The organism is Streptomyces sp. NPDC001714 (assembly GCF_042892755.1).
Classification (GTDB): domain Bacteria; phylum Actinomycetota; class Actinomycetes; order Streptomycetales; family Streptomycetaceae; genus Streptomyces.
Window position 1 is genome coordinate 937,347 of the sequence record NZ_JBIAUL010000002.1, and the last position, 24,330, is coordinate 961,676.

Here is a 24,330-nt window from a genome sequence, read left to right on the forward strand (position 1 = left end):
GGCGTGCCGAGGTCTGCCGCCGGTCACTGCTCCTCGTCGGCCAGGGCCGCGGACGCGGGCTTCACCTCGGGGGCGGCCACGGTGCCGGTGACGATACGGCGGATCGTCTCCAGCGGCAGCTTCGGCGAACCGTCCGCGTACAGGAGGCCGTTGGTCTCCTGGGCGGTGTCCATGAACTGCGTGTAGCAGAAGCCCGCGACGATCGGGCTCCTGTGCAGTACCCCGAAGACGTCGTCGAGCAGGGCGGCGTACTGCGTGTCCGAGGTGGTCCGTGTGTAGGAGAACTCGTCCTCCTCGGCGCCCACGGACAGTCCGCCGAACTCGGTGACCATCAGGGGGACTTCACCGGCGAGGTAGCGCTCCGTCTGCCGTGCGGTCAGGGAGAGGGTGCGCCCGGCAGGGCCCGGCGAGGCCAGCAGCGCCTCGAACCCCGCGGCGTCGCCGTAGCGGCGGGTGAGCAGTTCGGGGTCGGAGGAGTAGTCGTGCACGCCCATGATGTCGCTGTCGGTGTGCTCCCAGCCCTCGTTGGACATGACCGGCCGGGTCGGGTCCAGAGCGCGGGTGAGGTTCGCGAGCGCGACCGTGTAGGCCCGCTGCGCCGGGTCGTTCGCGATGTCGGAGCAGCCCCAGCTCTCGTTGACCGGCACCCAGGTGACGATCGAGGGGTGGCTGCGGTCCCGCCGCACCATGTCCAGCCACTCCCGGGTGAGCAGCTCCACGGCCTCGGTGCCGTACTCGTACGCGGCTCCGGTCTCGCCCCACACCAGCAGGCCGAGACGGTCGGCCCAGTAGAGGAAGCGGGGGTCCTCGGCCTTCTGGTGGACACGGACCGCGTTGAAGCCCATGGCCTTGATCAGCTCGACCTCGCGGCGCAGTTCGGCGGTGCCGGAGTTCGCGATCAGGGTGTCGGGGCGGTAGCCCTGGTTGAGGACGGAACGCACGTAGTAGGGGCGGTCGTTGAGCAGGAAGGCGCCCCGGCCGACGCCGGCGCTGCGCAGGCCGACGTAGCTGTCGACGGTGTCGAGCACCTCCGAGGTGGCGGCGTCGCGGACGGTCACCCGCGCGTCGATCAGCGTGGGCCGCTCGGGGCTCCACAGCAGGTCCTCACGGTCGATTCCGTTGCGCAGGGCGGGGACGACGAGGTCGACGCGGCCGCGCGGGGTGCGGACGGCGGTGGTGGACTCGGCGAGCACCTGGCCGTCGTGGTGCAGCACGATCTCCACGCTCACCGGGGCGGCGGGCACCGAGGCCAGGGTGATCTCGGCCGCGACACCGCGCTTCGGGTCGGGGATCCAGGCCAGGTCGCGGATGTGCTGCGCGGTGACGGTCTCGGTCCACACGGTCTGCCAGATGCCGGTGGTCCGCTCGTACCAGACCGCGTGCGGGCGGTCCTGCCAGTCCTGCTTGCCGCGCGGCTGTGCCAGGTCGGCCGGGTCGTCCTCGGCGCGGACGACGAGTACGTGTGCGTCGGCGCCGGGGCGCAGCGCATCGGTGACGTCGGCGGTGAACGGCGTCTGGCCTCCGACGTGTTCGGCGACCAGGCGGCCGTCCAGCCAGACCTTCGCGCGGTGGTCGACGGCTCCGAAGTGCACCAGGGCCCGGTCGCCGCCGCCGACGGCGAGGACCTCGTGGGGGATGCGGCGGCGGTACCAGACCACCGGGTGCGCGGCGGTCTCGCCGATACCGGAGGCGGGGGCCTCGGGCGGGTACGGGACGGTGATCTCCCGGTCGAACACATCCGTCGCCGGGCCGGAGAACCACGCGTCGCGCTCGCCCTCGCGGGCGTCGTCGTACCCGAACTCCCAGACGCCGTCGAGGCTGTGCCACCGCTCCCGCCGCAGGATCGGCCTCGGATACGTCCCGTCCTGCTCGCTCGCCTTCACGAACCCTCCTCCTGCCTTTTCCGGAATTCCCGGCACAGGCGTTTCCACGATCGAAGTCCCGCCATCATGAGTGATCGTTTGCATCGATGCAATACCCAGGTGAGATGCGACGATGAGGCGGGGCTCCCCGGTGCGGCAGACTCGGAGAGCCTGTCGGGCGCCCGATCGAGGCCGGCCGGCGGGCTCGGAGTGCCGGCACGACGGGAAGGAGGCCCCAGTGGCCAAGGTGCGGATGCGGGACGTGGCCGAGCACGCCGGGGTGTCGGTGCGGACGGTGTCGAACGTGGTCAACGGCTATTCGCACGTCAGCCCCGACACCCGCGCGAAGGTGCAGCGCTCGCTCGACGAGCTGGGCTACCGCATGGACTACCTGGCCCGTGGCCTGCGTTCGGGCCGTACCGGCTTCATCGCCCTGGCGGTGCCGTTCCTCGCCGAGCCCTACTTCGCCGAACTGGCCCAGGCCGTGATCCGGGCCGCGGGCCGGCGCGGCATCACGGTGCTCGTCGAGTCGACGGCGGGCGACAGCGAGGTGGAGCGGCGGATCATCGAGGGCGGCCTGACCAATGTCGCCGACGGTGTGCTGCTGAGCGCCCTGACGCTGCCGACCAGCGACATCGCCGCCAAGAAACCGGACTTTCCGCTGGTCATGCTGGGTGAGCACAGTGTCGGCGACCAGTTCCCGCGGGTCGGCATCGACAACGTGGCGGCCGCGCGGACGGCCGTCGAGCACCTGCTGGAGCAGGGCTGCCGCTGGATCGTCGCGCTCGGCCGCAACGGCAGCGAGAACGGCCGCCAGCGCACCGAGGGGTACGAGCAGGCGATGTCGGCGGCCCGGGTGCGGCGGGTGAACTGGCTGGTCGTGCCCGTCGAGGACTGGACCAGGGAGCAGGGCTACGTGGCCGTGCGCGAGCTGCTGGAGGGCGACGGACCGCTGCCCGACGCGATCTTCGCCTTCAACGACGCCCTCGCCGTCGGCGCGCTGCGGGCCCTGGACGCCTCCGGGGTGCGGGTGCCCGAGGACGTCGCCGTCGTCGGTATCGACGCCGTCCAGGAGTCCGCCTACACCCACCCGCCGCTCACCTCCATCGCCCCCGACCTCGACGCCATCGCCGAACGTTCACTGGCCCTGCTGGAGGAGCAGATGGCGGCCCCCGGGGAGTCCGAGGAGGCCGCACCGGGCGAGGACGCGCAGGCGGGGGCGGCGGTGGCGGCCCCCCAGGAGGCCACGCCGTACCGGCTGGTCGTCCGCGAGTCCTCGCGTCGGGCGCCCGTGGGGGAGTGACCCCGGGCCGTGACGACGGCCGGGGTCACTTCTTCCCGGCGATCTATTGCATCGATGCAAAAGCTGTGCGAGGGTCTGCGCCATCGAGTTCACATCGAATTAACGAGGTGAATACCCCCATGAGCGGAGCGATGGCGCGCCGACGGTTTCTTGCCCTCGGCGGTGGCCTTGCCCTGACCGGAGGGCTCGCGGCGTGCTCCTCCCCGCTCGCGTCCGGTCTGACGGGCTCGCAACCGAAAACGGCGGACGTCGTCTTCTGGAACCTCTTCACCGGCGGTGACGGCGCCAACATGGTGCTGATGGAGAAGGCGTTCCAGAAGGCCAACCCGGGAAAGACGGTCGAGGCGACCGTCCTGGGGTGGGGCAATCCGTACTACACCAAGCTGGCACTGGCCATCGCGAGCGGCACGCCGCCGGACGTCGGCATCACCCACCTCTCACGGCTTCCGCTGCCGGCCGCCTCCGGCCTGCTGGAGCCGATCGAGCGGACCCCTCTCGCGGAACTGGGTGTCACCCAGGACAAGTTCACCCCGGCGGCCTGGAAGAAGGCCACCGTGGACGACACGGTGTACGCGGTCCCGCTCGACACCCACCCCTTCGTCCTCTATTACAACGTGGAAATCGCCCGCAAGGCCGGCCTGCTGAACTCCGCGGACGACGATCTCGTGCCCCTCGACGGCAAGCAGGACTTCGTCGACGCGGTGAAGGCGATGAAGGACGCGGGCGGCGCCCAGTACGGCGCGGTCATGTCGATCACCGCCGACCCGTCCACGGCCTGGCGCTTCTTCAGCATGGTCTACTCCGGCCTCGCCGGGCCGATCGTCACCGACTCCGGAACGAAGATCGCCGTCGACGACGGGGCGATGCGGGAGACGGTCGCCTTCATGCAGAACCTGACCGGCCCGGACCTGATGCCGAAGAACCTCACCGGCGCCGGCGCCAACGCCCTCTTCAGCACCGGCAAGGCCGGCTTCCTCTTCGACGGCGAGTGGCGGATCCCCACCTACCGGCAGGTCAAGGACCTGAGGTTCAACGTCGTGCCGTTCCCGGCGCTGCTCGGCCCGAAACCGGTGGCGTACGCCGACTCGCACGCGCTGATCCTGCCGCGCAACGAGCGCGGCGACGAGACCCGCACCCGGAACGCGGCGAAGTTCGTCAGGAGCCTCCTCGACAGCAGCGCGGTCTGGGCCGAGGGCGGCCACATCCCCGCCTGGCTGCCGACACAGGGCAGCAAGGCGTTCCTCGACCAGTCGCCGCAACGCAACTACGTCGAGGCCGCGTTCAACGCCCAGTACGACCCGGTGGCCTGGTACACCGGCGCCGGCTCGGACTTCCAGGGGGTGATCGGCGGGACGGTCATCGAGGCACTCGCCGGGCGGATCACGCCGGGGGGCATGGCGGCCGCGATGCGCTCCGCCCTGAAGCGGTACACCACGTCCCGACCGCCGGTCACGATGAAGTAGGAGGAGTCACCATGACGACCGTCGTCCCGACGCGACCGGCACGAGCCGCATCCCCGGCAGTCCTCACCACCGACCGGCCCACCCCTTCCGAACGCCGGGCGGGCGGACTGCTCACCGCCCCCTTCCTCGTGATCTACCTGCTGTTCCTGGTCGGCCCGCTGCTCGTCGGCGTGGTGCTGAGCTTCTTCAACACCACCACCGTCAAGAGCGGTCTCGGGGACTTCGTCGGCCTGTCGAACTACCACGAGGTGCTCACCGACTCCCTGTTCTGGGGGAGCATGTGGCACTCGGTGCTCTTCACGCTGCTGACCACGCCGCCGCTGGTGATCCTCGCGCTGGGCGTCGCCGTCCTGGCCTCGCGCATCCGCCGCGGCCGGCTCTTCTACCGCATCGCCTTCTTCGTGCCGTACGTCGTGCCGTCCTCCGTGGTCACCCTGGTCTTCCTGTGGATGTACACCCCGCAGATCGGCCTCATACCGAAGATCTTCGACGCCGTCGGACTGCCGGTACCGGACTTCATCGGCAGCACCTCGGGTGGCTGGACCGCCGTCGTGCTGATGACCGTGTGGTGGACGTTCGGCTTCAACTTCGTCCTCTACACCGCCGCCATCCAGGACGTCCCCGCGGACGTCTACGAGGCGGCGGCGATCGACGGCGCGAGCCCCTGGCAGCAGATCCGCCACATCACGGTGCCGCTGCTCGGCCGGACCACCAGCCTGGTGCTGATCCTGCAGATCCTCGCCTCGCTGAAGGTGTTCGACCAGATCTACCAGCTGCTCGGCGGCGGACCCAACCAATCCACCCGGCCGGTCATCGAGTACATCTACGACACCGGCTTCACCGCCTACCGGGGTGGCTACGGCGCTGCCGCCACCATGGTCTATTTCGTCATCATCGTCGCGATCTCGGCGGCCTGGTACGGGCTGCGGCGCCGCCGCGCGACCGGCAGCGCGGCCTGAGCGGAGGACCCATGACCACCATCACCCAGCCGCGGACCGCCGAACCGAAGGGCGCGGTCGACGGCGCCAAGCTCTTCAACCGGCTCTGCGCCGTGTGCCTGACCCTGTTCGCCCTGATCTGGCTGGTGCCCTTCGCCTGGGCACTGATCACCTCGCTGCGCGACGACGCGTCCATCACGCAGAGCCCCACGTCGATCTTCGCCGGCGGCTGGTCGCTCGACGCGTACGCGACCGCCTGGGACAACCACCCGATCGGTACCTGGTACCTCAACAGCCTGGTGATCTCGACCCTCGCCGTGATCTTCACGGTGGCCTTCTGCTCGATGGCCGGATTCGCCCTGGCCTTCCTCCGCTTCCGGGGGCGGACCCTGGTCATGGCCGTCGTCACCGCCGGCCTGATGCTGCCGACCGAGGCGCTGGTGCTGCCCCAGTTCATCGAGTACCGGTCGTTCCACCTGCTCGGCACGTTCTGGGCGCTGGTCCTGCCGTCGGTCGCGGCACCGATCTCGGTGTTCGTCTTCCACTCCTTCTTCCGCGGCATCCCCACGGCACTGATCGAGGCGGCCCGCATCGACGGCGCGAGCTGGTGGCGGGTCTACGCCACCGTCTGCATGCCGATCTGCCGCCCGGCGGTGTCCACGGTCGCGATCCTCACCTTCATCGGCTCCTGGAACTCCTTCCTGTGGCCGCTGCTGGTCCTCAGCCAGACCAAGTCCCAGACCATCCCGGTCGGCCTCGCCTCACTGGTGGACCCCACCAGCCCCCAGTACGCCGAGATCATGGCCTCCTCGGTCCTCGGCTTCATCCCGCTCATCGCGGTGTTCCTGGTCTTCCAGCGGCAGATCGTCCAGGGAATCGCCACGACGGGCATCAAGTGACCGACCTGGCCCCGCTGTTCGCGGCCGGTACAGCCGTCGCCGGGCAGGGTCAGCGCAGCACGACGTCGAACACCAGGTGGAAGAACGCGTCGATGGGGGCGGAGGACTTGTCGGCGCGGGCCGCTATCAGGGCACCTTCCCAGGCGCTGAGGACGAAGAGCGCCGTCGCCGGCACGTCGAGCGAGGCGCTCACCTCGCCCGACTCCTGGGCTTCGGCGAGTACACGCTCGATGTGCGCGGCCCACTCGCGGAAGCCGCGCTGGACCGCCGAGCGGATCTCCTCGGAGTGGTCGGCCACCTCGGCGCCGAAATTGCCGACCAGGCAGCCGCGGACGTAGCCGCCGTCCACCGTGTCCGAGCCCATGAACTCGAAGTGCGCCCGGAGGCGTTCCAGCGGCGGGCGCCCGGCCGCGTCGAGCATGTCGAAGCGCAGGCCGGCGGCATAGCGGTCGAGCGCCTCCAGGGCGCTGTCCTCCTTGCTGGCGAAGTGGTTGTAGAAAGAACCCTTCGGGGCGCCGGCGGCCGAGGTGATGTCGCTGATGCCGGTGGCGTTGAAGCCTCGGGCGCGGAACTGCTCCAGTGCCGCCTGCGCGATCTCCTCGCGCTTCGACGCACGTGCCATTCGGATCACCTCTCATTCAATATGTCCGGTCGTCTTGGTTACTGTCAAGTCTGGAACCTGGCCCCGCGCACCCATGGCGACCGGGCTTGACGCCATCTAAGACGACTGGTCATATTGATTTGCAAGAGACACACCGAGCCCCGTCGACCCACGCCCGGCGGGCGGCGCAAAGGAGCCACCATGTCCACCACCTACCGAGCCTTCGAGGCCACCGGAGTCCACAACCTGCGGCTGGTCGAGCGCGAGCCGGTCGACCCGGCACCCGGACACGTCCGCCTCCGGGTGGAGACCTGCGGCGTCTGCCACTCCGACGTCCTCGCCGTGGAGGGCCTGCGCGCCGACCCGTCGAGTCCGATCGTGCCCGGCCACGAGATCGTCGGCGTCATCGACGCCGTGGGGCCGGGCGTCACCGCCTGGCACCCCGGCGACCGCGTCGGCGTCGGCTTCCTGAACGGGCACTGCGGGGAGTGCGAGTCGTGCCGCCGGGGCGACTTCGTCAACTGCCTCGACCAGGCGCAGACCGGCACGAACGTCGACGGCGGCTACGCCGAGGTGACCTACGCGCGCGCCAGCGGACTGGTCCGCATCCCCGACGGCATGCCCGCGGCCGAGGCCGCCCCGCTGCTGTGTGCCGGACTGACCACCTTCTCCGCCCTCCAGCAGGACTCCGTCAGGGCGGGCAGTCTGGTGGCCGTGCAGGGCATCGGCGGGCTGGGACACCTCGCCCTCCAGTACGCGCGCAGCCTGGGTTACCGGGTCGCCGCCGTCGCCCGCGGCAAGGACAAGGAGCCGCTCGCCCGTGAGCTGGGCGCTCACGAGTACATCGACAGCTCGGAGACGGACCCCGGCGCGGCGCTGGCCGGCCTGGGCGGCGCCTCGCTCGTCGTCGCCACGGCGTCGAGCGGCGCGTCCATGAACCCGCTGCTGCGCGGCCTGGCGCCCGGCGGGAAGCTCGTCGTCGTGGGTGCGGCGCCCGACCCGCTGTCGGTGGCCACCGCCGACCTGATCTTCGGCACCCGGAGCATCGTCGGCAGCCTGACCGGCTCCTCGATCGAGAACGAGGACAACCTGGCCTTCAGCCTGGCCCACGGCATCCGCCCCGCCATCGAGACGATGCCTTTCGAGCGGGCCATGGACGCCTACGAGCGGATGCTCTCCGGCAAGGCGCGGTTCCGCGTCGTCCTGGACGTCACCGCCTGATCGTCCGCGCCGTAACCCCACCCGGCGTCACGCGTCCCGTCCGCCACGCCTGACTACAGCTCCAGCAGCGCCTGCTCGACGGCCTCCGTCAGAGCCGGGTGGATGTACAGGACGTCGTGCCCGATGCGGTCCACGGTCAGTCCCAGGGACATCGCCTGGATCAGGGGCTGGATGAGCGTGGCGGCCTGGGGCCCGATGATGTGCGCGCCCAGGAGCATGCGATCGGCGGGGTTCGCGAGGAGTTTGACGAAACTGGTGGTGTCCTCCAGGGCCCATCCGTAGGCGGTCTCGGCGTAGTCGCGGACGCTCACCAGGCAGGCGATGCCGCGCCGCCGCGCCTCCTGTTCCGTGAGGCCGACACCGGCGATCTGCGGGTGGGTGAACACCGCGTGCGGCGCCACCTTGTTCGGCAGCGTCCGCACGTCCTGCGGATGGAGGATGTTGTGCCGCACCACCCGCGACTCGGCGTTCGCCATGTGCTTGAGCTGGAAGTGGTTCACCGCGTCGCCGAGTGCCCACACCCCGGCCACGGAGGTGCGGTAGGCGTCGTCGGTGACGAGGTGGCCGTGTTCGTCCAGCTCCAGCCCGCCGTCGACGGCCCGCAGCCGGTCGGTGTTGGGCCTGCGGCCGACGGCCACCAGCAGCATGTCGGCCTCCACGGCCTGCTCACCGCCCGGACCCGCCACCCGGGCCGCCACACCGTCCCCCTTCGGTCCGACGGAGACGACCTCGGAACCGAGCAGCAGACGGTGCCGCCGTGCGGCGAGTTCGGTGAAGCGCTGCGACACCTGCTCGTCCTCCGCCATGAGAAGGCGGGGCCCGCGCTGCACGATCGTGATGTCCACGCCGAACGAAGCGAACACGTGGCCGAACTCGGCCGCGATGAAGCCGCCGCCGAGCACCAGCATGGAGGCGGGCAACTCGTCGATCCGCATGATCGTGTCCGAGGTGTGGAAGGGCACGGTGTCGAGCCCGGGGATCTCCGGCACCACCGGCCGCGACCCGACCGCGACGACGAACGTCTCCGCGGTGATCCGCTCCGTCCCGACCTCCAGCTCCTTCGGGGCCACGAAGCGGGCCGCCTCGGTGAACACGTCGACGCCCTGGCTTCTGCGGTATTCCACCGCACTCTCGTGGAGCGGATCGATGCGGTCGAACACGCGGTCCCGGACGGACTTCCAGTCGACGTGCGAGACGCTCGCGTGGACACCGAGACGCCGCGCCTCCCGCGCACCCTCGGCGGCGTCCGCGGCGACGACGAACATCTTGCTCGGTATGCACCCCCGGTTCAGACACGTGCCGCCGAACCGGTCCGGCTCGACGATGGCGATCCGCAGACGCTCGAACTCCTCGGAGAGCAGCATGTTGCCGCTGCCTGCCCCCAGGATGACGAGATCGTAGTGCCGCACGTCTTCCACCCTCCGTCGGCGGGGCACCGGCTTTGCGGCGCGTGGCTGTGAGAAGACGGTCCCACGGATCACAATTCTGTTCGCATACGCCGCTTTCCACCACTGCCGGACATGGGGACGGCCCGGGCCCGCGGTCGGCGCGTCCGGACACCCGCCCCTCCCGCCGGTACGCCGATCCGCCGGTATGGCCGCTGCTGTCGGCGCGCCCCCGGCCGGTGACCCGAGTCCGCAGGGTGCGCGACTTCGCCTTCCTTCCACGGCGAACGGCACACGGCTCGTCCACCGGTGGGCGCCGCCTCAGCCCGCGGACCCGCCGCCGACCGGAATGCCCAACCGCTGGGCCACGGTCGTCAGGGCCGACCCGAGGGGGAGTGCGACCCGGGTGAGGGCGAGCGGGTCGCCCCGGGTCGGGTCCTGGTTGACGATCAGCACGGGCTTTCCCTCCTGGTGCGCCTGGCGGACGAACCTGAGCCCGGACATCACCGTCAGCGAGGAGCCCAGGACCAGCAGTGAGGACGCTTCACGGACCAGCCGCCGGCAGTGCTCGACGCGCTGCGGCGGAACCGCCTCGCCGAAGAACACCACGTCCGGCTTGAGGACGCCGCCGCAGTGGGCGCAGGGCACGATGCGGAAATCCCCGACCTGGGCGTCGGTGAGGTCGGCGTCACCGTCCGGGTTGATTCCGGCGGCCACCGGGTCGAAGCCGGGGTTCGCGGCCTCCAGCCGCCGGGCGAGTTCGCTGCGCGGGCCGAAGACGCCGCAGGAGAGGCAGACGACCCGGTCGAGGCTGCCGTGGAGTTCCACGACGCCCTCGCTACCGGCGGCCTGGTGCAGGCCGTCGACGTTCTGGGTGATCACAGCCGAGACATGGGCGTGCCGTGCGTAGGCGGCCACGGCCCGGTGCCCGGCGTTGGGGACGGCGCGGCCGAAGGTGCGCCAGCCGAGGTGGCTGCGCGCCCAGTAGCGGCGCCGCGCATGAGCGCTGCCGGTGAAGTCCTGGTAGGTCATCGGGGTGTGCCGGCTCAGGCTCCCGCCCTTGCCCCGGTAGTCCGGGATGCCTGACTCCGTGGAGAGTCCCGCGCCGCTGAGCACCAGCACACCGCCGGTGCTCAGCGCGTGGACGACCGGTTCCAGATCGGTGGTGCCCGGCGGCAGATCCGCGGCAGGGGTCCAGCTCAGGGTGGGGCGCATACGCATGCCGCCAGGGTACGGAGTCGACGGCGCCTCGCAGCCTGCTCCGGCCCGGAATCCTGCCGGAGCAGACTTCCGGCTCCTCTCCGGCGTCGGTGCACGTCGGCTGCTCTCGCAGAGACTCCGCGGCGGCCTCCACGGCGCGACGGCCCTGTCGACCGCGTCTTCCCGGAGAGGCAGGCCGCCGAGGCCCAGCGTCATCTCGTCGAAGGCGGCCGTTTCGGCCGTGTGCTCCTGAGCCTGTGACCGCGCCCCCACCCCGCCCCTCGGGAGGAGAAAACCTCTTGGCCGGCTGCCGGCGAGCTGCGACGATGCGCCTGATTCCCAGACGGAGGGCATTTGTTCGTTTTCGTGTGTGCGGGATGCGGCGCCGAGTTGACGACCCCGCTTGCCCAGGTCGCCCTGCCGGTTCACGCCTGTCAGAAGTACGGGAACGGGGCTCAGCTCCCGGTGCTCATGGAGTCGGGGACGTTTGCCGTGGACCCGGAGCCCTGGGGAGGGCCGTGGCGGAGGTGGGACCGGATCGATCCGGGCGAGGCCGAGGCACGAGGCATCTACGCACCGGTCCACGCGCTGTCCGACAGCACGCCCGGGGCGAGTGTCATCGCGCCCGGTGACATCCGCGGAACCCGGCTGATTCCCGAGAAGCGCGGCGGCGCCTGCTGCGGACTCGACGGGGCCGACGGGCCCAACATGGCCTGCGGGACATGCGACCTCCCCGTGGCGACCAGGGTCGACGACTGCTCGCTCTGGCAGGCGGTACGGCTCAGCGCGGACGCCGTCCACCGTGTCCACGTCGACGGCGTCCATGCCGCGCCCCTCTCCTGGGGGGAACTGGCGGAGAAGGGCGAGCGAACGCCCCCGTTCGAGCCGATCGCCACCTGGGGAGGACGGTTGGGGTCGAGCCACCACTGGTCGTGGAGCCCGCAGTGGGAGGCGGCAGCCGGCCATGCGCTCGCCCACCTGCTGGTCGCCTCCCAAGGGCAGCCGGTGCAGGTCCCGGCCGGTCTGACCGCGGACGTGTTCCAACGCGCCCTCGACGCCCTGCTGCCCGCAGGGAACCCGAAGCGGCGCGCCGTCCTGGCCGGACCGGGACGGCCCTGCCAGGATGCGGGCGTCGACATCCTCCTCGTACCGGTCCATCCCGGGACGGGCCGGACCTGGACCCCCGCCGGCCCGGCCGCGTCGGCGTACCCGGTTCCCCTGCCGCTGGGGGTGTGGCTGTGGCTGGTCTCTCCCCAGCCGTACCCGCCGGTTCCCGCGTCGGGCCGCATACCCCGGGACGTCCTGCGCGACGACCCGCTCCCGCTGCTCCCCACCCACCTGTTCCGCGCCGACCGGGGAACGTTCCAGCACACCTTGGCCCGGCTGCCGGCCGTTCGCAGCCCGTGGCTGCGCACGATCCTCGAGAACCTCACGCGGGGCACCCCGGCCGATTTTCTCTAGCCGTCCGGAAATCGCACAGCGCCGGCCGCTCGTGCCTGCGACGGCGATCGTGATCTGCTGTCCTGCTGTCTCTTTCGGAGCTCGGTGGTCCGCGGCTGTCGGGAACGTGCCACCGGCTCCGTCCCAGGGACGGCGGTGGCCGCCACCGGCCGCACGAACAAGAAGGAGAAACCAGTATGGCGATTCAGCGGATGGACAACGTCGGCATCGTCGTCGAGGACATGGACGCCGCCATCGCGTTCTTCGTGGAACTCGGTATGGAGCTGGAGGGCAGGGCGGAGGTCGAGGGCCGCTTCGCCGATCAGTGCACCGGACTCGACGGCGTCCGCTGTGACATCGCGATGGTCCGGACCCCGGACGGCCACGGCCGGCTCGAGCTGGCGAAGTACCGCAGCCCTGCGGCGATCAGCGCCGGGCCGCGCAACCGGCCGCACAACATTCTGGGCACGCACCGCGTCATGTTCGCCGTCGACGACATCGAGGACACCGTTGCCCGTCTGCGCCCTCACGGCGCCGAACTGGTCGGCGAGATCGCCCGGTTCGAGGACAGCTATCTGCTCTGCTACCTCCGCGGCCCGGAGGGCATCATCGTCGGCCTGGCCGAGCAACTGCGCTGAGAAGGAGGAACCGAACCCCGGCCACGGCGGCTGCCGTCGTCGCCGTCCCCGGGCCCGCTCGGTCTGCCGCTCTGTCAGCCCCTGCCGCGAGCATCTCTCTTCAGCGTCATGCGACGAGGGTTCGGCCGGGCAGGAAGTCACGCCGGGGCGAGGACGCGGCCACGCGCTCAGGTCGGGCGAGATTGGCGCGGCACGCCGGGACTCCCGCAGAGCGCCACGTCAGCAGTGTCTGCCGGTGAGCCAGAAGCAGGTGCCGGCTCCCAGACCGAACACGAGGTGTGCGCTCAGGTCGTCCGCCAATGTCCTCCGGCTGTATTTCCAGATCGGCTGGTAGAGCCCGGCCTGCGGGAGTACCAGATACGCACTGGCCCACACAGCCGCGCCGAAGGGAATGCCGAGCAACGGGTTCGGGCGCCGGACCGATCCCGCAGCGATCCCGTACAGCGCACCCCAGACGGAGCCGTACGACCAGTGCATCGCGGTGCTCATGAGCCACGCCCACCGGTCAGGGACCTCGCGCTGGGTGAACGCCTCCAGCAACCGCTTCGCCATCTTGCCCGGATCCGGGGCCTCTTCCCAGCCTTCGACCGGCGCGAACTCCCAGCCCTTGGGGCTTTCGGTGCCCCCTGCGCGGCGATATCGCAGATAGCGCGTGGCATCCATGCACACCGTCCCCGCGACACCGGCGAGGACGCCGTCGACGACGGCGGCCAGCGGCGTGAGGGGCCGTCGTCCAGGAGGTCCAGTTCTCATGATGCCCATCACATCGACCACCTCGGGCAGCTGCCGGTGCCTGGGGCTGCGCTGTCGCCCGTCGGCTTCCAGGAAGTACAGAATCCCACTGGCCATCTTCGCCCGCACTCCAGGAACGCACCATCGTGGCGCCTGGGTCGACCGGGGTGCCGGTACCGCACGCAGTCTGACGGCCATCGGATGCGTCGACCCCCGTGTCGACCCGTCCGACGTCCTCGGGCTCAAGCTCGGCGAGGCGGCGGTGATCCGCAACGTCGGAGTACGGGTCACGCCCGGGCGACGTCCCGCGTGACAGACCCACGGCTGGAACATGTGCTCACTTGTGTCCGGATCGCCGGGCCCTCGTCGCCGTGCTCCAGCACCAGCACGGCGACGAGGATGAGGCTGCCGAAGGCGGGTCGGCGCCGTGCGCACGGCACGGGTGCGGGACAGGAGGCCGTACATGGGCCGGGCCTCGACCGCTGCGGTGGACGTACTGTCCTGTCAGGTCGGCAAGTGGAACTGCTGGTTGGTGCCGCCGGCGCAGGTCCAGATCTGCAGCCGGGCTCCGTTGGCCGTCGACTTGTCCGTGACATCGAGGCACTTGCCGGACGCGGGGTTCACCAGAGTGTCGCCGCTGCCCCGCTGCCAGACCTGAGCACCGGTGCCGTTGCAGTCGTACAACTGGACCTTCGTACCGTTGGCGGTGCCGGCGGCGGTGAGATCCATGCACTTGCCGAGACTGCGGACGGTGCTGTCGGAACCCACGGTCCACTGCTGGGCCGTGGTGCCGTTGCAGTCATACATCTGAACGGCGGTGCCGTTGGCGCTGTTCGCCCCCGCGACGTCCACGCACTTGCCGCCGAGGCCGGTGATCTGGCCGGTTGAACCGGTGGGCGGCGGCGTGGTCGTACCGCCGGTCACGGTGTTGAAGGTGCTGGAGAACTGCCAGGCGCTCTGCGGGGTGCCGCTGCAGGAGTCGGAGAGCTGGCCGTTGGTGGCGCACGCCTTGTCGCGGCCGAGTGCCCAGAAGGCGAGCTCCTGGATCCCCTTGGACTTGGCGAAGTTGGCGAGCGTGGTGGCGTTGCCGGTGGTGAAGATCTCGCTGGTGTCGTCGTTGACCCCGATCATCGGGGTGTTGCCCTCCATCGCCCACAGCTGGGCGTCGGACTTCTCCGGCCAGATGGCGCCGAGCTGGGTGCGCAGGGCGGTGGCGGCGTCGGTGGCCGCCTTGCCCATGTCCCGGGTTCCGTCGTAGTAGTCCATCGTCATGATGTTGACGAGATTGACGTCGAGCCCGTTGCTCTTGGCGTTGGACAGCAGCTTCGTGCCGTTGTCGTCCAGGCCGTTCGGCATGGACGGCAGGGTGTACTGGACGTCCAGCCTGCGCCCGGCGGCGGCGTACTCCTGCTGGAGCTGGGCGAGGGCCTTGTTCCGGCGGTCGTTGGCGGCGGTGTCGGCGATCGCGCTGCCCTCGACGTCGAAGTCGACCCGCGTGAGACTCAGGGTGTCGATGACCTTCTTGTACTGGGCCTTGAGCGAGGCCACGGTGGTACAGGCCTGGGCCTCCTCGGTGCCGGAGGCGCCGCCGAAGGAGGCGATGACGTCACCGCCGGCGGCGCGCAGGGAGTTGATCGCCGAGGTCCAGCCGGCGTCGGTGACGGGAGTGTCGCCGTTGAACATGGCGTTGCAGCCGCCGCCGTCGATGACGAAGGCGAGCGTGAAGAACTTCAGGCCTGTGGCGTTGCGGGCGTTGGCCATGGCCGAGGGCGAGTTCCACGTCTCGACGTACGGCGCGGCGTAGTGGGCGGGGAAGCCGGGGCCGGGGTTGGTCGCGGCGCTCGCGGAGCCACCGGTGGCGACGAGGACGGTGGCAGCCGTCGCGAGGAGCGCGGGAACGGTGGAGAGGGCTCTGGCAGCGGATCTGATCACAGGACGGCTCCTGTCATGAACGCGGGAAGCGCGAGGTGGGGGTGCCGAGGCGGAGCATTCGGGAGCTGGGGCAGCAGTTCACATCACTGAACGATGGTTTCCCTGCTGAATCGTCGACGGTTGAAGACCGTATGGACTAGACCAGCCGTGCGTCAATACCCCGTACATCGGCAGCAGTTCAGGTGGCCATCTCCGAGGCTTGCCCCGGCAGGGGCCTCCGGCGGCGGGCGAAGTGGCGGAACTCCCGCTCCCGACCTGCCCACTTGACCCCGGCCTCGCCTCGACGCTCTTCGGCCCACCGGCTACGACCCCTGCGGCAAAGAGGCCGCCACCGACGCTGTCCGGGGCCGTTGCTGACTTCCCGAAAGGTCGCCGTACGCCAGGGCCTCCCCGTCGTCCGAGCCCGGCCGCCGCCCCCGGGCCGTTGCTGCGATCCGTCATTCTCTGGCGTACGTGCCGACCTTCGGTCGGGCCGGACGCGATCGTGCCCGAGCTGTGGAGCCGTTACGGGTGCCGGCCACGCGAAGCGGAGTGGCTCACCGACGGCTCGATGGGCATGGTCATCCCGTCGGGCACGCCCGGCGGCCAGGTTGCGCCTGCGAGACGTTGCGCGAACCCGTCAGCGCGCGACCTCCCGGCCCGCAATATGTCCCCTATTGTGGCTTTCCGTGTCGTGTCTCGGTCGATGGGATGGAGTTGGAGCCGTGGCGTTCGCGGAGTCGTCGGCCGGCGACGGTGGGGCGAAGTCCTCTCCCGGTACGGCCCCGGAGCCCGGGCAACGGTCCTGGGCGCCGTTGCTGGCGGTGTGCGCCGGGTATTTCATGGTGATCCTGGACGTGACGGCCATCAACGTCGCCGTGCCGGTGATCGGCCGGGAACTGTCGGCCTCGCTCACCGGCATCCAGTGGATCACCGACGGATACACCCTGGTCTTCGCCGGACTCCTGCTCACCGGCGGCGCGTTGGGCGACCGGCTGGGCAACCGGCGGGTCTTCTGCGCGGGCGTGGCGGTGTTCACGCTCGCGTCGGCCGCCTGCGCGCTCGCGGCGAGCGCCCCCTTCCTGGTCACGGCCCGGCTGGTGGAGGGGCTCGGCGCGGCCCTGATCGTGCCCGGCTCCCTGGCCCTGCTCCAGCAGGCCTACCCGGGGACGGCCGCACGCTCCCGGGCTTTCGGACTGTGGGGTTCGATGGCCGGCATCGCGGCCGCCGCCGGTCCGCTGCTGGGCGGGCTGCTCGTCTCCACCCTCAGCTGGCGCTGGGTGTTCCTCATCAACCTGCCCGTGGGCGTGGCCTGCCTGGTACTGACGCTGCGGCATGTGGCACGCTCGCCCCGGCGCGCGGACCGGGCCCTGGACTGGCCGGCGCAGTGCGCGGTGATGGCGACGGCGGCACTGCTGACCGCGGCGCTCAACGAGGCCGGACGGCGCGGCTGGTCCGACCCGGCCGTGCTCGCCGGGCTGGGCCTGGCGGTCCTGGCCGCCGCCGCGTTCGCGGTGCGCGAGCGACTCGCCCGCTCTCCGGTCCTGCCACCGAGCCTGCTGCGCTCCCGGGCGATGAGCGGGGGAGCCGTCATCGGCCTGCTGTTCAACTTCGGCTTCTACGGCATGGTGTTCACCGCCAGCCTGGAATTCCAGCACCAGCGTCACTTCAGCGCCCTCGGCACCGGGCTGGCACTGTTCCCGGCGGTGGCGATGACCATGTTCGCCTCCGTCCTGTCCGGGCGGCTGAGCCGCCGCACCGGTGATCGTCCACTGGTGATCTCCGGCATGCTCCTGGCCGCCCTCGGGCTGGCCGGCTGGGCCGCCGCAGGCGCCGACCCCGCCTATCCGCTGCTGGTGGCCCCGATGATGGCAGCGGGATTCGGTACCTCCTTCGCCCTCACCGGCTCGACCGCCACCGTGATGGGGGCCGCGCCTTCGGCCTACTCGGGCGCCGCCTCGGCCCTGTTCAACACCACCCGCCAGATCGGCAGTGCCACCGGCGTCGCGCTCGGCGGCAGCCTGCTGGCCACTGCCACCGACTACAACACCGGTCTGCGCACCAGCATGGCCGTCGGCGCGCTCGCCTACCTGACCGCCGCGGGCCTCGCGTGGCTGTGCGTACCGGCGGTGCCAAGAAAGCCCAGGACTGCTTGAGAACGTCGTGCAGGTCTGCGGACGCGGAAGGGTTCCGGGCCCTACGCGGAGGTGTTGGCGTGCGCCGGCTCCGCTGCGACGACGAGGGGCTTGACGGCCGGCGCGGGCATGGACCGGCGGAGACGGAGCTGCCGCGTGACTTCCGACAGGTCCGCGATGAACTGGCCCGCGAGCTCGGCGGTGAACCCGGTGCGGACGACGAGGCGCAGGACGGAGACGTCCTGGCAGGGCGCGGGGAAGGTGTAGGCGGGCAGCTGCCAGCCGCGTGCGTGCATGGCGCGGGAGACGTCGAAGACGGTGAAGCCGTGGGCGCCGTGCGCGAGGCGGAAGGCGAGGGCCGGGAGTTCGGATCCGTCGGTGACCAGTTCGTAGGGCGGGAGGGCCCGGATGCGGGCGGCGAGGGCATGTGCCGTCGTACGGTTCTGGACCGCGAGGTGGTGCAGTCCCTCGAAGCCGTACCGCAGGAAGCTGTAGTACTGCGCGACGACGTGGGCACCCGGACGGGAGAAGTTGAGGGTGAAGCTGGGGGAGCGGCCGCCGAGGTAGTCGACCTCGAAGACCAGCTCGTCCGGAAGTGCCCCGGCGTCGCGCCACAGGGCCCAGCCGAGGCCGGGGAAGACGTGCCCGTACTTGTGCCCCGAGGTGTTGATGGAGGCGACGCGCTCGAGCTGGAAGTCCCACATCAGACCCGGGTCGAGGAACGGGGCCACCATCGCGCCGGAGGCGCCGTCGACGTGCACGGGGATGTCGGTGCCGGTCGCCGCCTGGTAGCCGTCCAGGGCCATGCAGATGTCGGCGACGGGCTCATAGGAGCCGTCGTAGGTGGAGCCGAGGACGGTGACGACGCCGACGGTGTTGTCGTCGCAGTAGGCGGTGAGGGTGTCGGGCGTGAGGTGGTAGCGGCCGGGTTCCATCGGGACGTAACGCGGCTCGACCTCGAAGTAGTTGGCGAACTTCTTCCAGCAGACCTGGACGTTGGCGCCCATGACGATGTTGGGGCGGGCGGTGTCCTTTCCCTGCGTGCGCCGGCGCTGCTGCCAGCGGCGCTTGAGGGCGAGGCCGCCCAGCATCGCCGCCTCGCTGGAGCCGGTGGTGGAGCAGCCGCGGACCTGCTCCGGGTGCGGTGCGTGCCACAGCCGGGCGAGCATCCGCACGCAGCGTTCTTCCATCGCGGTGATCTGCGGGTACTCGGCGCGGTCCGCGAGGTTCTTCTCCGCCGTGTCGGCCATCAGCTGCCGTGCCTGCGGTTCCATCCAGGTGGTCACGAAGGTGGCGAGGTTGCGCTGTGCGTCGCCGTCGAGTGCGAGTTCGTCGCGTACCTGCTGCAGTACGAGGTCCGGCGGGGACGCGGACGGCGGCAGTTCGTCGGCGGGTCCGGGGAGGTGGGTGGCGGCGTGCGGGGTGTCGGTGTCGGTGCCGGTGTGGAAGTCGGTCGCGGAGATGACGTCGGTATCCGGGATGGGCATGTGCGTCTCGGTGCTTTCTGGTGCGTGTGGCCCCCGTGCACTTTTGACGCTAGATCGCCGCGCGGTGCGGCATCTGTGCCGATTACACCGATCCAGCGATCGGTTTGCGGACCGATGAACTGAATTTTCCCGCGACATTGCACGGAGGCTGCTGATGGCGCCTCCTGGATCCGGCCGGCGGCAGACGAGCAGCAGGGCGGCGGCGGAGCGAAAATCCGTCCGCGCCGTCAGCAGCGCGGCATGAGTGCGGCGGACACGGCGGGGCGCGCGGACCGAGGAAGCCCGCGCTGCCGCAGCTGGAGGCCGGCAACGGCAATCCGTGCCCTCATCATCGACGAAATGGCCGGGGCGTCCCACCCAGAAAGCGGTGGTCGTCTCCGGGCGCCCTCCCTACTCTGTCGGCATGTGCCGATACGCGACCCCTTACAAGCCGCACTTCGTGTGCCTGGCCTGCCGGTCGTCGTTCAAGCAGAGCTCACTACCGCCGCGGGCGCATCCATGCCCGCGCTGTCGCACCCCGATGACCAATGCCGGGTACGACCTCGCCCTCCCCCGCCGTGGCGACAAGAACGCCTGGGAAGCACTTGGCGCCGCCCTCCGTGCCGGCCTCACCTTCCATTCATGCGGTTGCGGCGGTCCCGGCTACCGGCCGCGGTCGACTGCAGAGGTCCGGGAGCGACGCCGGGCCGCCAAACGGCTCGGGCTACCGGAACAGACGGCACTGAAGCGCTACGACCCGTGGGAGAACCCAGCACGGTGAGGGTGTGCAACCGGCCGTCCGGGACGACGTGCAGGGGGCGACTGGCTGAAGGAGACAGCGCGAACCGTGCCCTGAACAGGGGGACCATGAGCAGGAGACGCTACGTTGCCCGAGGCGTGCCTGGTGGATACCGGATCTGGGACAACCGAGGACGTCGATGGTGGGGCGATCTCTACGAGCTGTGCCCTGACGATCTCGTGACCGAGCTCAACGGCCAGGCGGACCACGCGCGGATAACTGCGCTGATGAACCGTTACAGGGCACAGAAGCGGTAGATGGCGCCGGAGTGCGGATGCCGAATGCACGCACCACAGCCGCACTGGAGCAGGCCGGTGAGGCCCGCGCGGACCGGGTTGCCGCGCTCGCCCGCGCCTACCTGTCCTTCGCCGGCGGCCAACACCGTGGTGATGGTCTCGGTCTTGTGGCCGTACATCAGGTCGAGCAGTGCGGCGATGGCAGTAGGTTCGCGAGGGCCCGGTCGACCGCCTCGCCGTGCCGCGCACCGCCGCGCTCCACGGTCTCACCGCACTGGCGCTGAGCGGCGCACCCTCCGCGGAGCAGATCGAGGACGGCCTGGACGAGACGGTCGCGGTTCGCCTACGCGGCTATGCGCCTCAAGACCGGCACAGCTCCGGCCTCGCCTCAGGGAACGATCGCGTCCTGCACCGTCGGTCGGATGTCCAGAACCGTGTCCGCGCCGGTCAGTTCCAGCACCCGCTGAAGCTGGTGCGCGGGCCTGGCCAGACGCAGGCGGTGACCGTGGTGGAAGTTCAGCAGCACATTCAAGACGGTGGAGTCGGCAAAGGTCAGTTCGGCCGCGTCCACGACGACCGTCGCGTGGGTGGTTGCAGCATCCTGCAGGGCCGCAGCGAGGAGTGAAGTGGAGTTGGCGTCGAAGGCGCCGTGAACGGCCACCACCCACGCACCTTGCTGCTCGTGCTGGGTCAGGCGAGGCGGCGACGCCGCGTGCGACGTGGTCGGGTCCGGCCGGTTGTCGCCGCCGTTCGCGGAACTCATGCCGGTGAGTATGCCGTGAAGATCCCGCACCTGCGACGAATCTCCAACTACCGAGTGGTGAAGAGGGAGCTGTCCATGAAGTCGCCCGCCTCACCGCAGCAGTTCCCGGCGGATCGATCAGGTCCGCCGTTCGTCGGGCACCCGGGAGCTGATGGCGGTCCCGGCGGCGTCAGCAGACCGCGTAGGCGACGACTCCTTTCCATGGCGGCGTCACGCCGAAGCGACGCCGACAGCCTGATCCGTGGTGGGCAGGACGCCCCTACCCCGATATCCCGGCGTGACTCGTCGGAACACTTTCGCTGCGGGATGTTCCTCTGATCTGGCCGCGGCACGAGTGAAGGACCCGCCACGGTCGCGGACGGGTCCTTCAGCGGAGCGCGGGATGCGGTCAGGTCACCATCGGTACCAGCGACCCCGGCCGCCCCCGGTGGTGGTGGACCGCATGACGAAGCCGAGGAGCCACACGACCAGAACGACGACCGCGACCCACCAGAGGACCTTCAGGGCGAAGCCCGCGCCGAACAGAATGAGTGCCAGAAGCAGAACGAGAAGCAAGGGAACCATGGTTATCAACCTCCTGCGCCCCGAATTCCCTGCGGTCGTCCGTTCATTCGCCGACGATGCCTTGTTTATGTAGGGGAACTCGGGGAATTCCGTGGGCCGCTACCGATCGGGGCAGGGGAGTGCCGGCGCCCCGCCGACCGTACGTGAGTCGGCCTATGGAGAGTGGGTGTTCGAAGGATTCGAGACCGCGCTGATCGAGGGCAGTGAGGCTTCCGTCATCGTCCGCCTCGGGGGGCCGGCTTCGCGGTGGTCTTGCTGCACGGGCATCCGCGCACAGCGACGACGTGACACCGGGTCGCGCCCCTGCTCGTACCGGCGGGTCACACTCACTGGTGCGTCGGTGCCGGGAGACCCGGGCGTTCGAGAGGACCACGGGTCGTCATGAAACGCGCGACGGCCCGATAGAGAGTTTTCGCGGGTGTAGGGCCGGAGCCCGCGGGTAATCGAGGCAAGCTGGTGAGGGAGCGGCGCAGTGCCTGGGGAGGTCTGGCGCCGCTCCCTGCCTGAAGAGGGGGGCATGCACGGGCCGCCTCGGCAACCAGCTGCGCAACCTGCAGCGGGGAGGCAGTGTCCCTGGGAAGATCCTCCGGCAAACCTGGCTCGTCTGCCTGTTCAGGCGGAGCCCGTTTGAGACAGAGCGACCTCCAGGGCCTGCCGAATGTCCTCGGACAGCTCTTTGCCGGCGGGCCAGGCGACGATCTGTTCCGCGACCTCCCGCAGTTTGATGTTCGTCTTCTGGGAGACCGTCCGCAGAACGCCGAAGCCCTGGTCCGGAGGAAGCCCACCGAGGGACACGACGACGCCGATGGCCTGGTCGATCACCGCATGCGAGACCACGGCTTCCTCAAGCTGGCCTATTTCCCGCTGCAACTGACCGATCTTTCGAGCAAGCTCTTCCGGCCCAGGGCCGTCGGCGCCGAAATGCGAAGGGTCCTCCTGACTGTGCTCCGTCATATTCGTCTCCTGACAGGCTGCGCCCACGGACCGGATGCCGCTGGGCAGCCAGTTCTCTCTGCTGATACGTCACTTCGTTCCCGCGATGGGCCGGGAGCGCGCGCCCGGGGGCAGGGCGGACATCGATGGAGGCCGTCGCTGTCCGCCCGAGCACGCATGTTGCTGGCTAGGCGGCGGGGGTGAGTTCGGCGCGGCCGAACAGCAGCGCATAGCCGGAGGGGAGTTGGTGCAGGATGCGGGTCAGCAGGTCGGGACCGGCAAGGGCGGCGACGGCGGAGAAGACGGATCCCGTGTCCCAACGGGTCGTGGCCTGGGAGGCACCGGTGCGGGCGGCGAGGTCCTTGACGAACGCCCAACCGGTCAGCGGCTGGGGGTCGGGGATCTGGGCGGTGAGGATTCGGGCGGCCTCGAAGGGCAGGCGGGCGGCCAGTTCGACGCGTTCGTCGCCGGTCAGCTGGCGTCCCAGTCCCGCCAGGACCAGGCGGACGGCTTCCTCGGCCTTCTCGCGGGTGGGGTAGGCGCCGTCGTAGCGGACCTTCTCCAGCAGCTGCTCGTAGGCCCTGCCGTAGGGCTGCTGGAACGGTGCGGGTCGGTCGGACATCACTGCGGTGGTTGCCTTTCTGTCACCAAGGTCATGGTGCCGGTGTGCGGTCACCGGTGGATGGGGGGTCAGGTGGGCCGGGAGCGGCCGAAGGACAGGTCGCGCCAACCGCTCCGAGGGCAACGGCCCGGTGCTCTGCAACGGGCTGGCTCTGCAACGGGCTGGCTCTGCAACGGGCTGAGCAGGATCAAGCGAACCCGCCCGCAGCGCAAGCACCACGCGGGTCGCAGGCTCGGCTTCCTGCAGTGCTGTACGCGCCGCGTTCCATCACATGCACACGGTCGGGGAATGCCCCCCGTCGCACAGTCCTGTCGGAGGCGACCGTTCCTCGGCCCTCGGCCCGGCCCTTGGCCCTCGGCGCGGAGGACGGGCGAGGGGGAGATGAGGTACCCGTCCTCCGCCGCTGTCAGCCCTTGCCGGTCCGGCTCAGCCGGAGATCTCCTCGCGGCCGCTCCCGGTCCCGGTCCCGGCGCTGATGGCGATCTTGCGGGGCTTGGCGCGCTCGGTGATCGGGATGCGCACGGTGAGCACGCCCGCGTCGTAGTCGGCCTGGATGTGCTCGGTGTCCAGCGTGTCGGCGAGCACGATCTGGCGGGAGAAGACACCCAGCGGCCGCTCCGACAGTTCCATCTGCACGTCGTCGGCCTTCGCCGCCGGCCGGCGCTCGGCCTTGACGGTCAGCATGTTGCGTTCGACGTCGATGTCGATCGCGTCCGCGCTGACGCCGGGGACGTCGAAGGCCACCACGTACTGGTCACCCTCGCGGTAGGCGTCCATCGGCATCGGCGACGGCCGCGACCACGTGCCGGGGCCCCTCAGCTGCTGCGCCAGCCGGTCCAGCTCACGGAAGGGGTCAGTGCGCATCAACATCGGAAAACACCTCCAGAGGGTTCGGGCAGTTGCTGCCAATGCGCCTCACGGAAACCGTTGTAACATGTCATCGAATGGATGACAAACACGATGTCGTCCAAGAGGTGACAACCCGAAGGAGGTGCCCATGACCCCGGCCGACCAGCCGACTCCACCCAGCGCCGACACGAACAGCCCGGCGTCCTTCCTCGCCGCCGCAGCAGCCCTCGAAGCCATAGACCACGCCCTGCGCACCGCCCGGCACGAGGACCCCGGCCCTCCCGGGCCCGACAAGGTCGGCGCGGACCAGGCCCTGGCCTCCCTCCTCCTGCTCCGACAGGTACGCGAACGGCTCGCCGGATGGGAGACC

Annotated in this window: 22 protein-coding genes and 1 pseudogene; 10 read left to right on the forward strand and 13 right to left on the reverse strand. The window is 70.3% G+C overall.

Annotated elements, in window-relative coordinates:
- Positions 1-23: 23 nt before the first annotated feature.
- Positions 24-1,883, reverse strand: a complete 1,860-nt coding sequence (locus ACFY0P_RS08680) for a glycoside hydrolase family 2 protein (RefSeq protein WP_388908759.1) — start codon at positions 1,881-1,883, stop codon at positions 24-26.
- Between the two features lie 217 nt (positions 1,884-2,100).
- Here ACFY0P_RS08680 and ACFY0P_RS08685 point away from each other — a divergent pair, with 217 nt between their 5' ends.
- The 4 genes from ACFY0P_RS08685 to ACFY0P_RS08700 all read left to right on the forward strand — a co-directional run bounded on the left by ACFY0P_RS08685 (position 2,101) and on the right by ACFY0P_RS08700 (position 6,465).
- A complete protein-coding gene (locus tag ACFY0P_RS08685; protein ID WP_388908761.1) occupies positions 2,101-3,165 on the forward strand; it encodes a LacI family DNA-binding transcriptional regulator in 1,065 nt (354 codons plus the stop codon).
- Positions 3,166-3,284: 119 nt separating this feature from the next.
- On the forward strand, positions 3,285-4,628 hold the full coding sequence (locus ACFY0P_RS08690; protein ID WP_388908763.1) for an extracellular solute-binding protein: 1,344 nt from the start codon (positions 3,285-3,287) through the stop codon (positions 4,626-4,628).
- An 11-nt stretch (positions 4,629-4,639) separates the two neighbouring features.
- Complete coding sequence (locus tag ACFY0P_RS08695) at positions 4,640-5,587, forward strand: carbohydrate ABC transporter permease (protein ID WP_388908765.1); 948 nt, start codon at positions 4,640-4,642, stop codon at positions 5,585-5,587.
- Positions 5,588-5,598: 11 nt separating this feature from the next.
- Positions 5,599-6,465: a carbohydrate ABC transporter permease gene (locus tag ACFY0P_RS08700; protein WP_388908767.1), complete on the forward strand. Its 867-nt coding sequence runs from the start codon at positions 5,599-5,601 to the stop codon at positions 6,463-6,465.
- A gap of 49 nt (positions 6,466-6,514) precedes the next feature.
- Here ACFY0P_RS08700 and ACFY0P_RS08705 read toward each other — a convergent pair whose 3' ends face one another.
- The gene (locus tag ACFY0P_RS08705) at positions 6,515-7,087 is read right to left on the reverse strand and encodes a TetR family transcriptional regulator C-terminal domain-containing protein (RefSeq protein WP_388908769.1); all 573 of its coding nucleotides are present in this window, start codon (positions 7,085-7,087) and stop codon (positions 6,515-6,517) included.
- A 180-nt stretch (positions 7,088-7,267) separates the two neighbouring features.
- On the opposite strand from ACFY0P_RS08705, the gene ACFY0P_RS08710 reads away from it, so the two are divergent.
- On the forward strand, positions 7,268-8,287 hold the full coding sequence (locus tag ACFY0P_RS08710) for an alcohol dehydrogenase catalytic domain-containing protein (protein WP_388908771.1): 1,020 nt from the start codon (positions 7,268-7,270) through the stop codon (positions 8,285-8,287).
- Between the two features lie 53 nt (positions 8,288-8,340).
- Here the strand turns inward: ACFY0P_RS08710 and ACFY0P_RS08715 are convergent, their stop codons facing one another.
- Both ACFY0P_RS08715 and ACFY0P_RS08720 read right to left on the reverse strand, forming a co-directional pair.
- Positions 8,341-9,696, reverse strand: a complete 1,356-nt coding sequence (locus tag ACFY0P_RS08715) for a mycothione reductase (RefSeq protein ID WP_388908773.1) — start codon at positions 9,694-9,696, stop codon at positions 8,341-8,343.
- Positions 9,697-9,993: 297 nt separating this feature from the next.
- Positions 9,994-10,893, reverse strand: a complete 900-nt coding sequence (locus tag ACFY0P_RS08720) for an NAD-dependent protein deacetylase (protein WP_388908775.1) — start codon at positions 10,891-10,893, stop codon at positions 9,994-9,996.
- A gap of 333 nt (positions 10,894-11,226) precedes the next feature.
- Here ACFY0P_RS08720 and ACFY0P_RS08725 point away from each other — a divergent pair, with 333 nt between their 5' ends.
- Positions 11,227-12,333 (forward strand): hypothetical protein, encoded by a 1,107-nt coding sequence (locus ACFY0P_RS08725; RefSeq protein WP_388908777.1) that lies wholly within the window; start codon positions 11,227-11,229, stop codon positions 12,331-12,333.
- 176 nt (positions 12,334-12,509) lie between these two features.
- Positions 12,510-12,950: a VOC family protein gene (locus ACFY0P_RS08730; RefSeq protein WP_388908779.1), complete on the forward strand. Its 441-nt coding sequence runs from the start codon at positions 12,510-12,512 to the stop codon at positions 12,948-12,950.
- A 219-nt stretch (positions 12,951-13,169) separates the two neighbouring features.
- Here ACFY0P_RS08730 and ACFY0P_RS08735 read toward each other — a convergent pair whose 3' ends face one another.
- Together ACFY0P_RS08735 and ACFY0P_RS08740 are read right to left on the reverse strand one after the other, a co-directional pair.
- The gene (locus tag ACFY0P_RS08735; protein WP_388908781.1) at positions 13,170-13,799 is read right to left on the reverse strand and encodes a hypothetical protein; all 630 of its coding nucleotides are present in this window, start codon (positions 13,797-13,799) and stop codon (positions 13,170-13,172) included.
- A gap of 387 nt (positions 13,800-14,186) precedes the next feature.
- Positions 14,187-15,614: an RICIN domain-containing protein gene (locus ACFY0P_RS08740; RefSeq protein WP_388908783.1), complete on the reverse strand. Its 1,428-nt coding sequence runs from the start codon at positions 15,612-15,614 to the stop codon at positions 14,187-14,189.
- A 704-nt stretch (positions 15,615-16,318) separates the two neighbouring features.
- Here ACFY0P_RS08740 and ACFY0P_RS08745 point away from each other — a divergent pair.
- Positions 16,319-17,749: an MFS transporter gene (locus ACFY0P_RS08745; protein WP_388908785.1), complete on the forward strand. Its 1,431-nt coding sequence runs from the start codon at positions 16,319-16,321 to the stop codon at positions 17,747-17,749.
- Positions 17,750-17,790: 41 nt separating this feature from the next.
- Here the strand turns inward: ACFY0P_RS08745 and ACFY0P_RS08750 are convergent, their stop codons facing one another.
- Positions 17,791-19,215, reverse strand: coding sequence for a glutamate decarboxylase (locus ACFY0P_RS08750; protein ID WP_388908787.1), 1,425 nt, complete (start codon positions 19,213-19,215; stop codon positions 17,791-17,793).
- Positions 19,216-20,061: 846 nt separating this feature from the next.
- Here ACFY0P_RS08750 and ACFY0P_RS08755 point away from each other — a divergent pair.
- The gene (locus ACFY0P_RS08755) at positions 20,062-20,250 is read left to right on the forward strand and encodes a hypothetical protein (protein WP_388908789.1); all 189 of its coding nucleotides are present in this window, start codon (positions 20,062-20,064) and stop codon (positions 20,248-20,250) included.
- Here the strand turns inward: ACFY0P_RS08755 and ACFY0P_RS08760 are convergent.
- From ACFY0P_RS08760 to ACFY0P_RS08785, 6 genes are all read right to left on the reverse strand, one after another.
- Complete coding sequence (locus ACFY0P_RS08760; protein WP_388908791.1) at positions 20,229-20,408, reverse strand: hypothetical protein; 180 nt, start codon at positions 20,406-20,408, stop codon at positions 20,229-20,231. The two genes, ACFY0P_RS08755 and ACFY0P_RS08760, sit on opposite strands and share 22 nt — an antisense overlap.
- A gap of 209 nt (positions 20,409-20,617) precedes the next feature.
- The gene (locus ACFY0P_RS08765) at positions 20,618-20,992 is read right to left on the reverse strand and encodes an STAS domain-containing protein (protein ID WP_388908793.1); all 375 of its coding nucleotides are present in this window, start codon (positions 20,990-20,992) and stop codon (positions 20,618-20,620) included.
- A 393-nt stretch (positions 20,993-21,385) separates the two neighbouring features.
- A complete protein-coding gene (locus tag ACFY0P_RS08770) occupies positions 21,386-21,556 on the reverse strand; it encodes a hydrophobic protein (RefSeq protein WP_093498613.1) in 171 nt (56 codons plus the stop codon).
- A gap of 612 nt (positions 21,557-22,168) precedes the next feature.
- On the reverse strand, positions 22,169-22,510 hold the full coding sequence (locus ACFY0P_RS08775; protein ID WP_388908795.1) for an ANTAR domain-containing protein: 342 nt from the start codon (positions 22,508-22,510) through the stop codon (positions 22,169-22,171).
- A gap of 166 nt (positions 22,511-22,676) precedes the next feature.
- The gene (locus tag ACFY0P_RS08780; protein WP_388908797.1) at positions 22,677-23,111 is read right to left on the reverse strand and encodes a DUF2267 domain-containing protein; all 435 of its coding nucleotides are present in this window, start codon (positions 23,109-23,111) and stop codon (positions 22,677-22,679) included.
- A gap of 426 nt (positions 23,112-23,537) precedes the next feature.
- Positions 23,538-23,981: an Hsp20/alpha crystallin family protein gene (locus tag ACFY0P_RS08785; protein WP_388908799.1), complete on the reverse strand. Its 444-nt coding sequence runs from the start codon at positions 23,979-23,981 to the stop codon at positions 23,538-23,540.
- 127 nt (positions 23,982-24,108) lie between these two features.
- Here ACFY0P_RS08785 and ACFY0P_RS08790 point away from each other — a divergent pair.
- Positions 24,109-24,330: pseudogene (locus ACFY0P_RS08790) on the forward strand (type III effector protein); the annotation flags it as partial.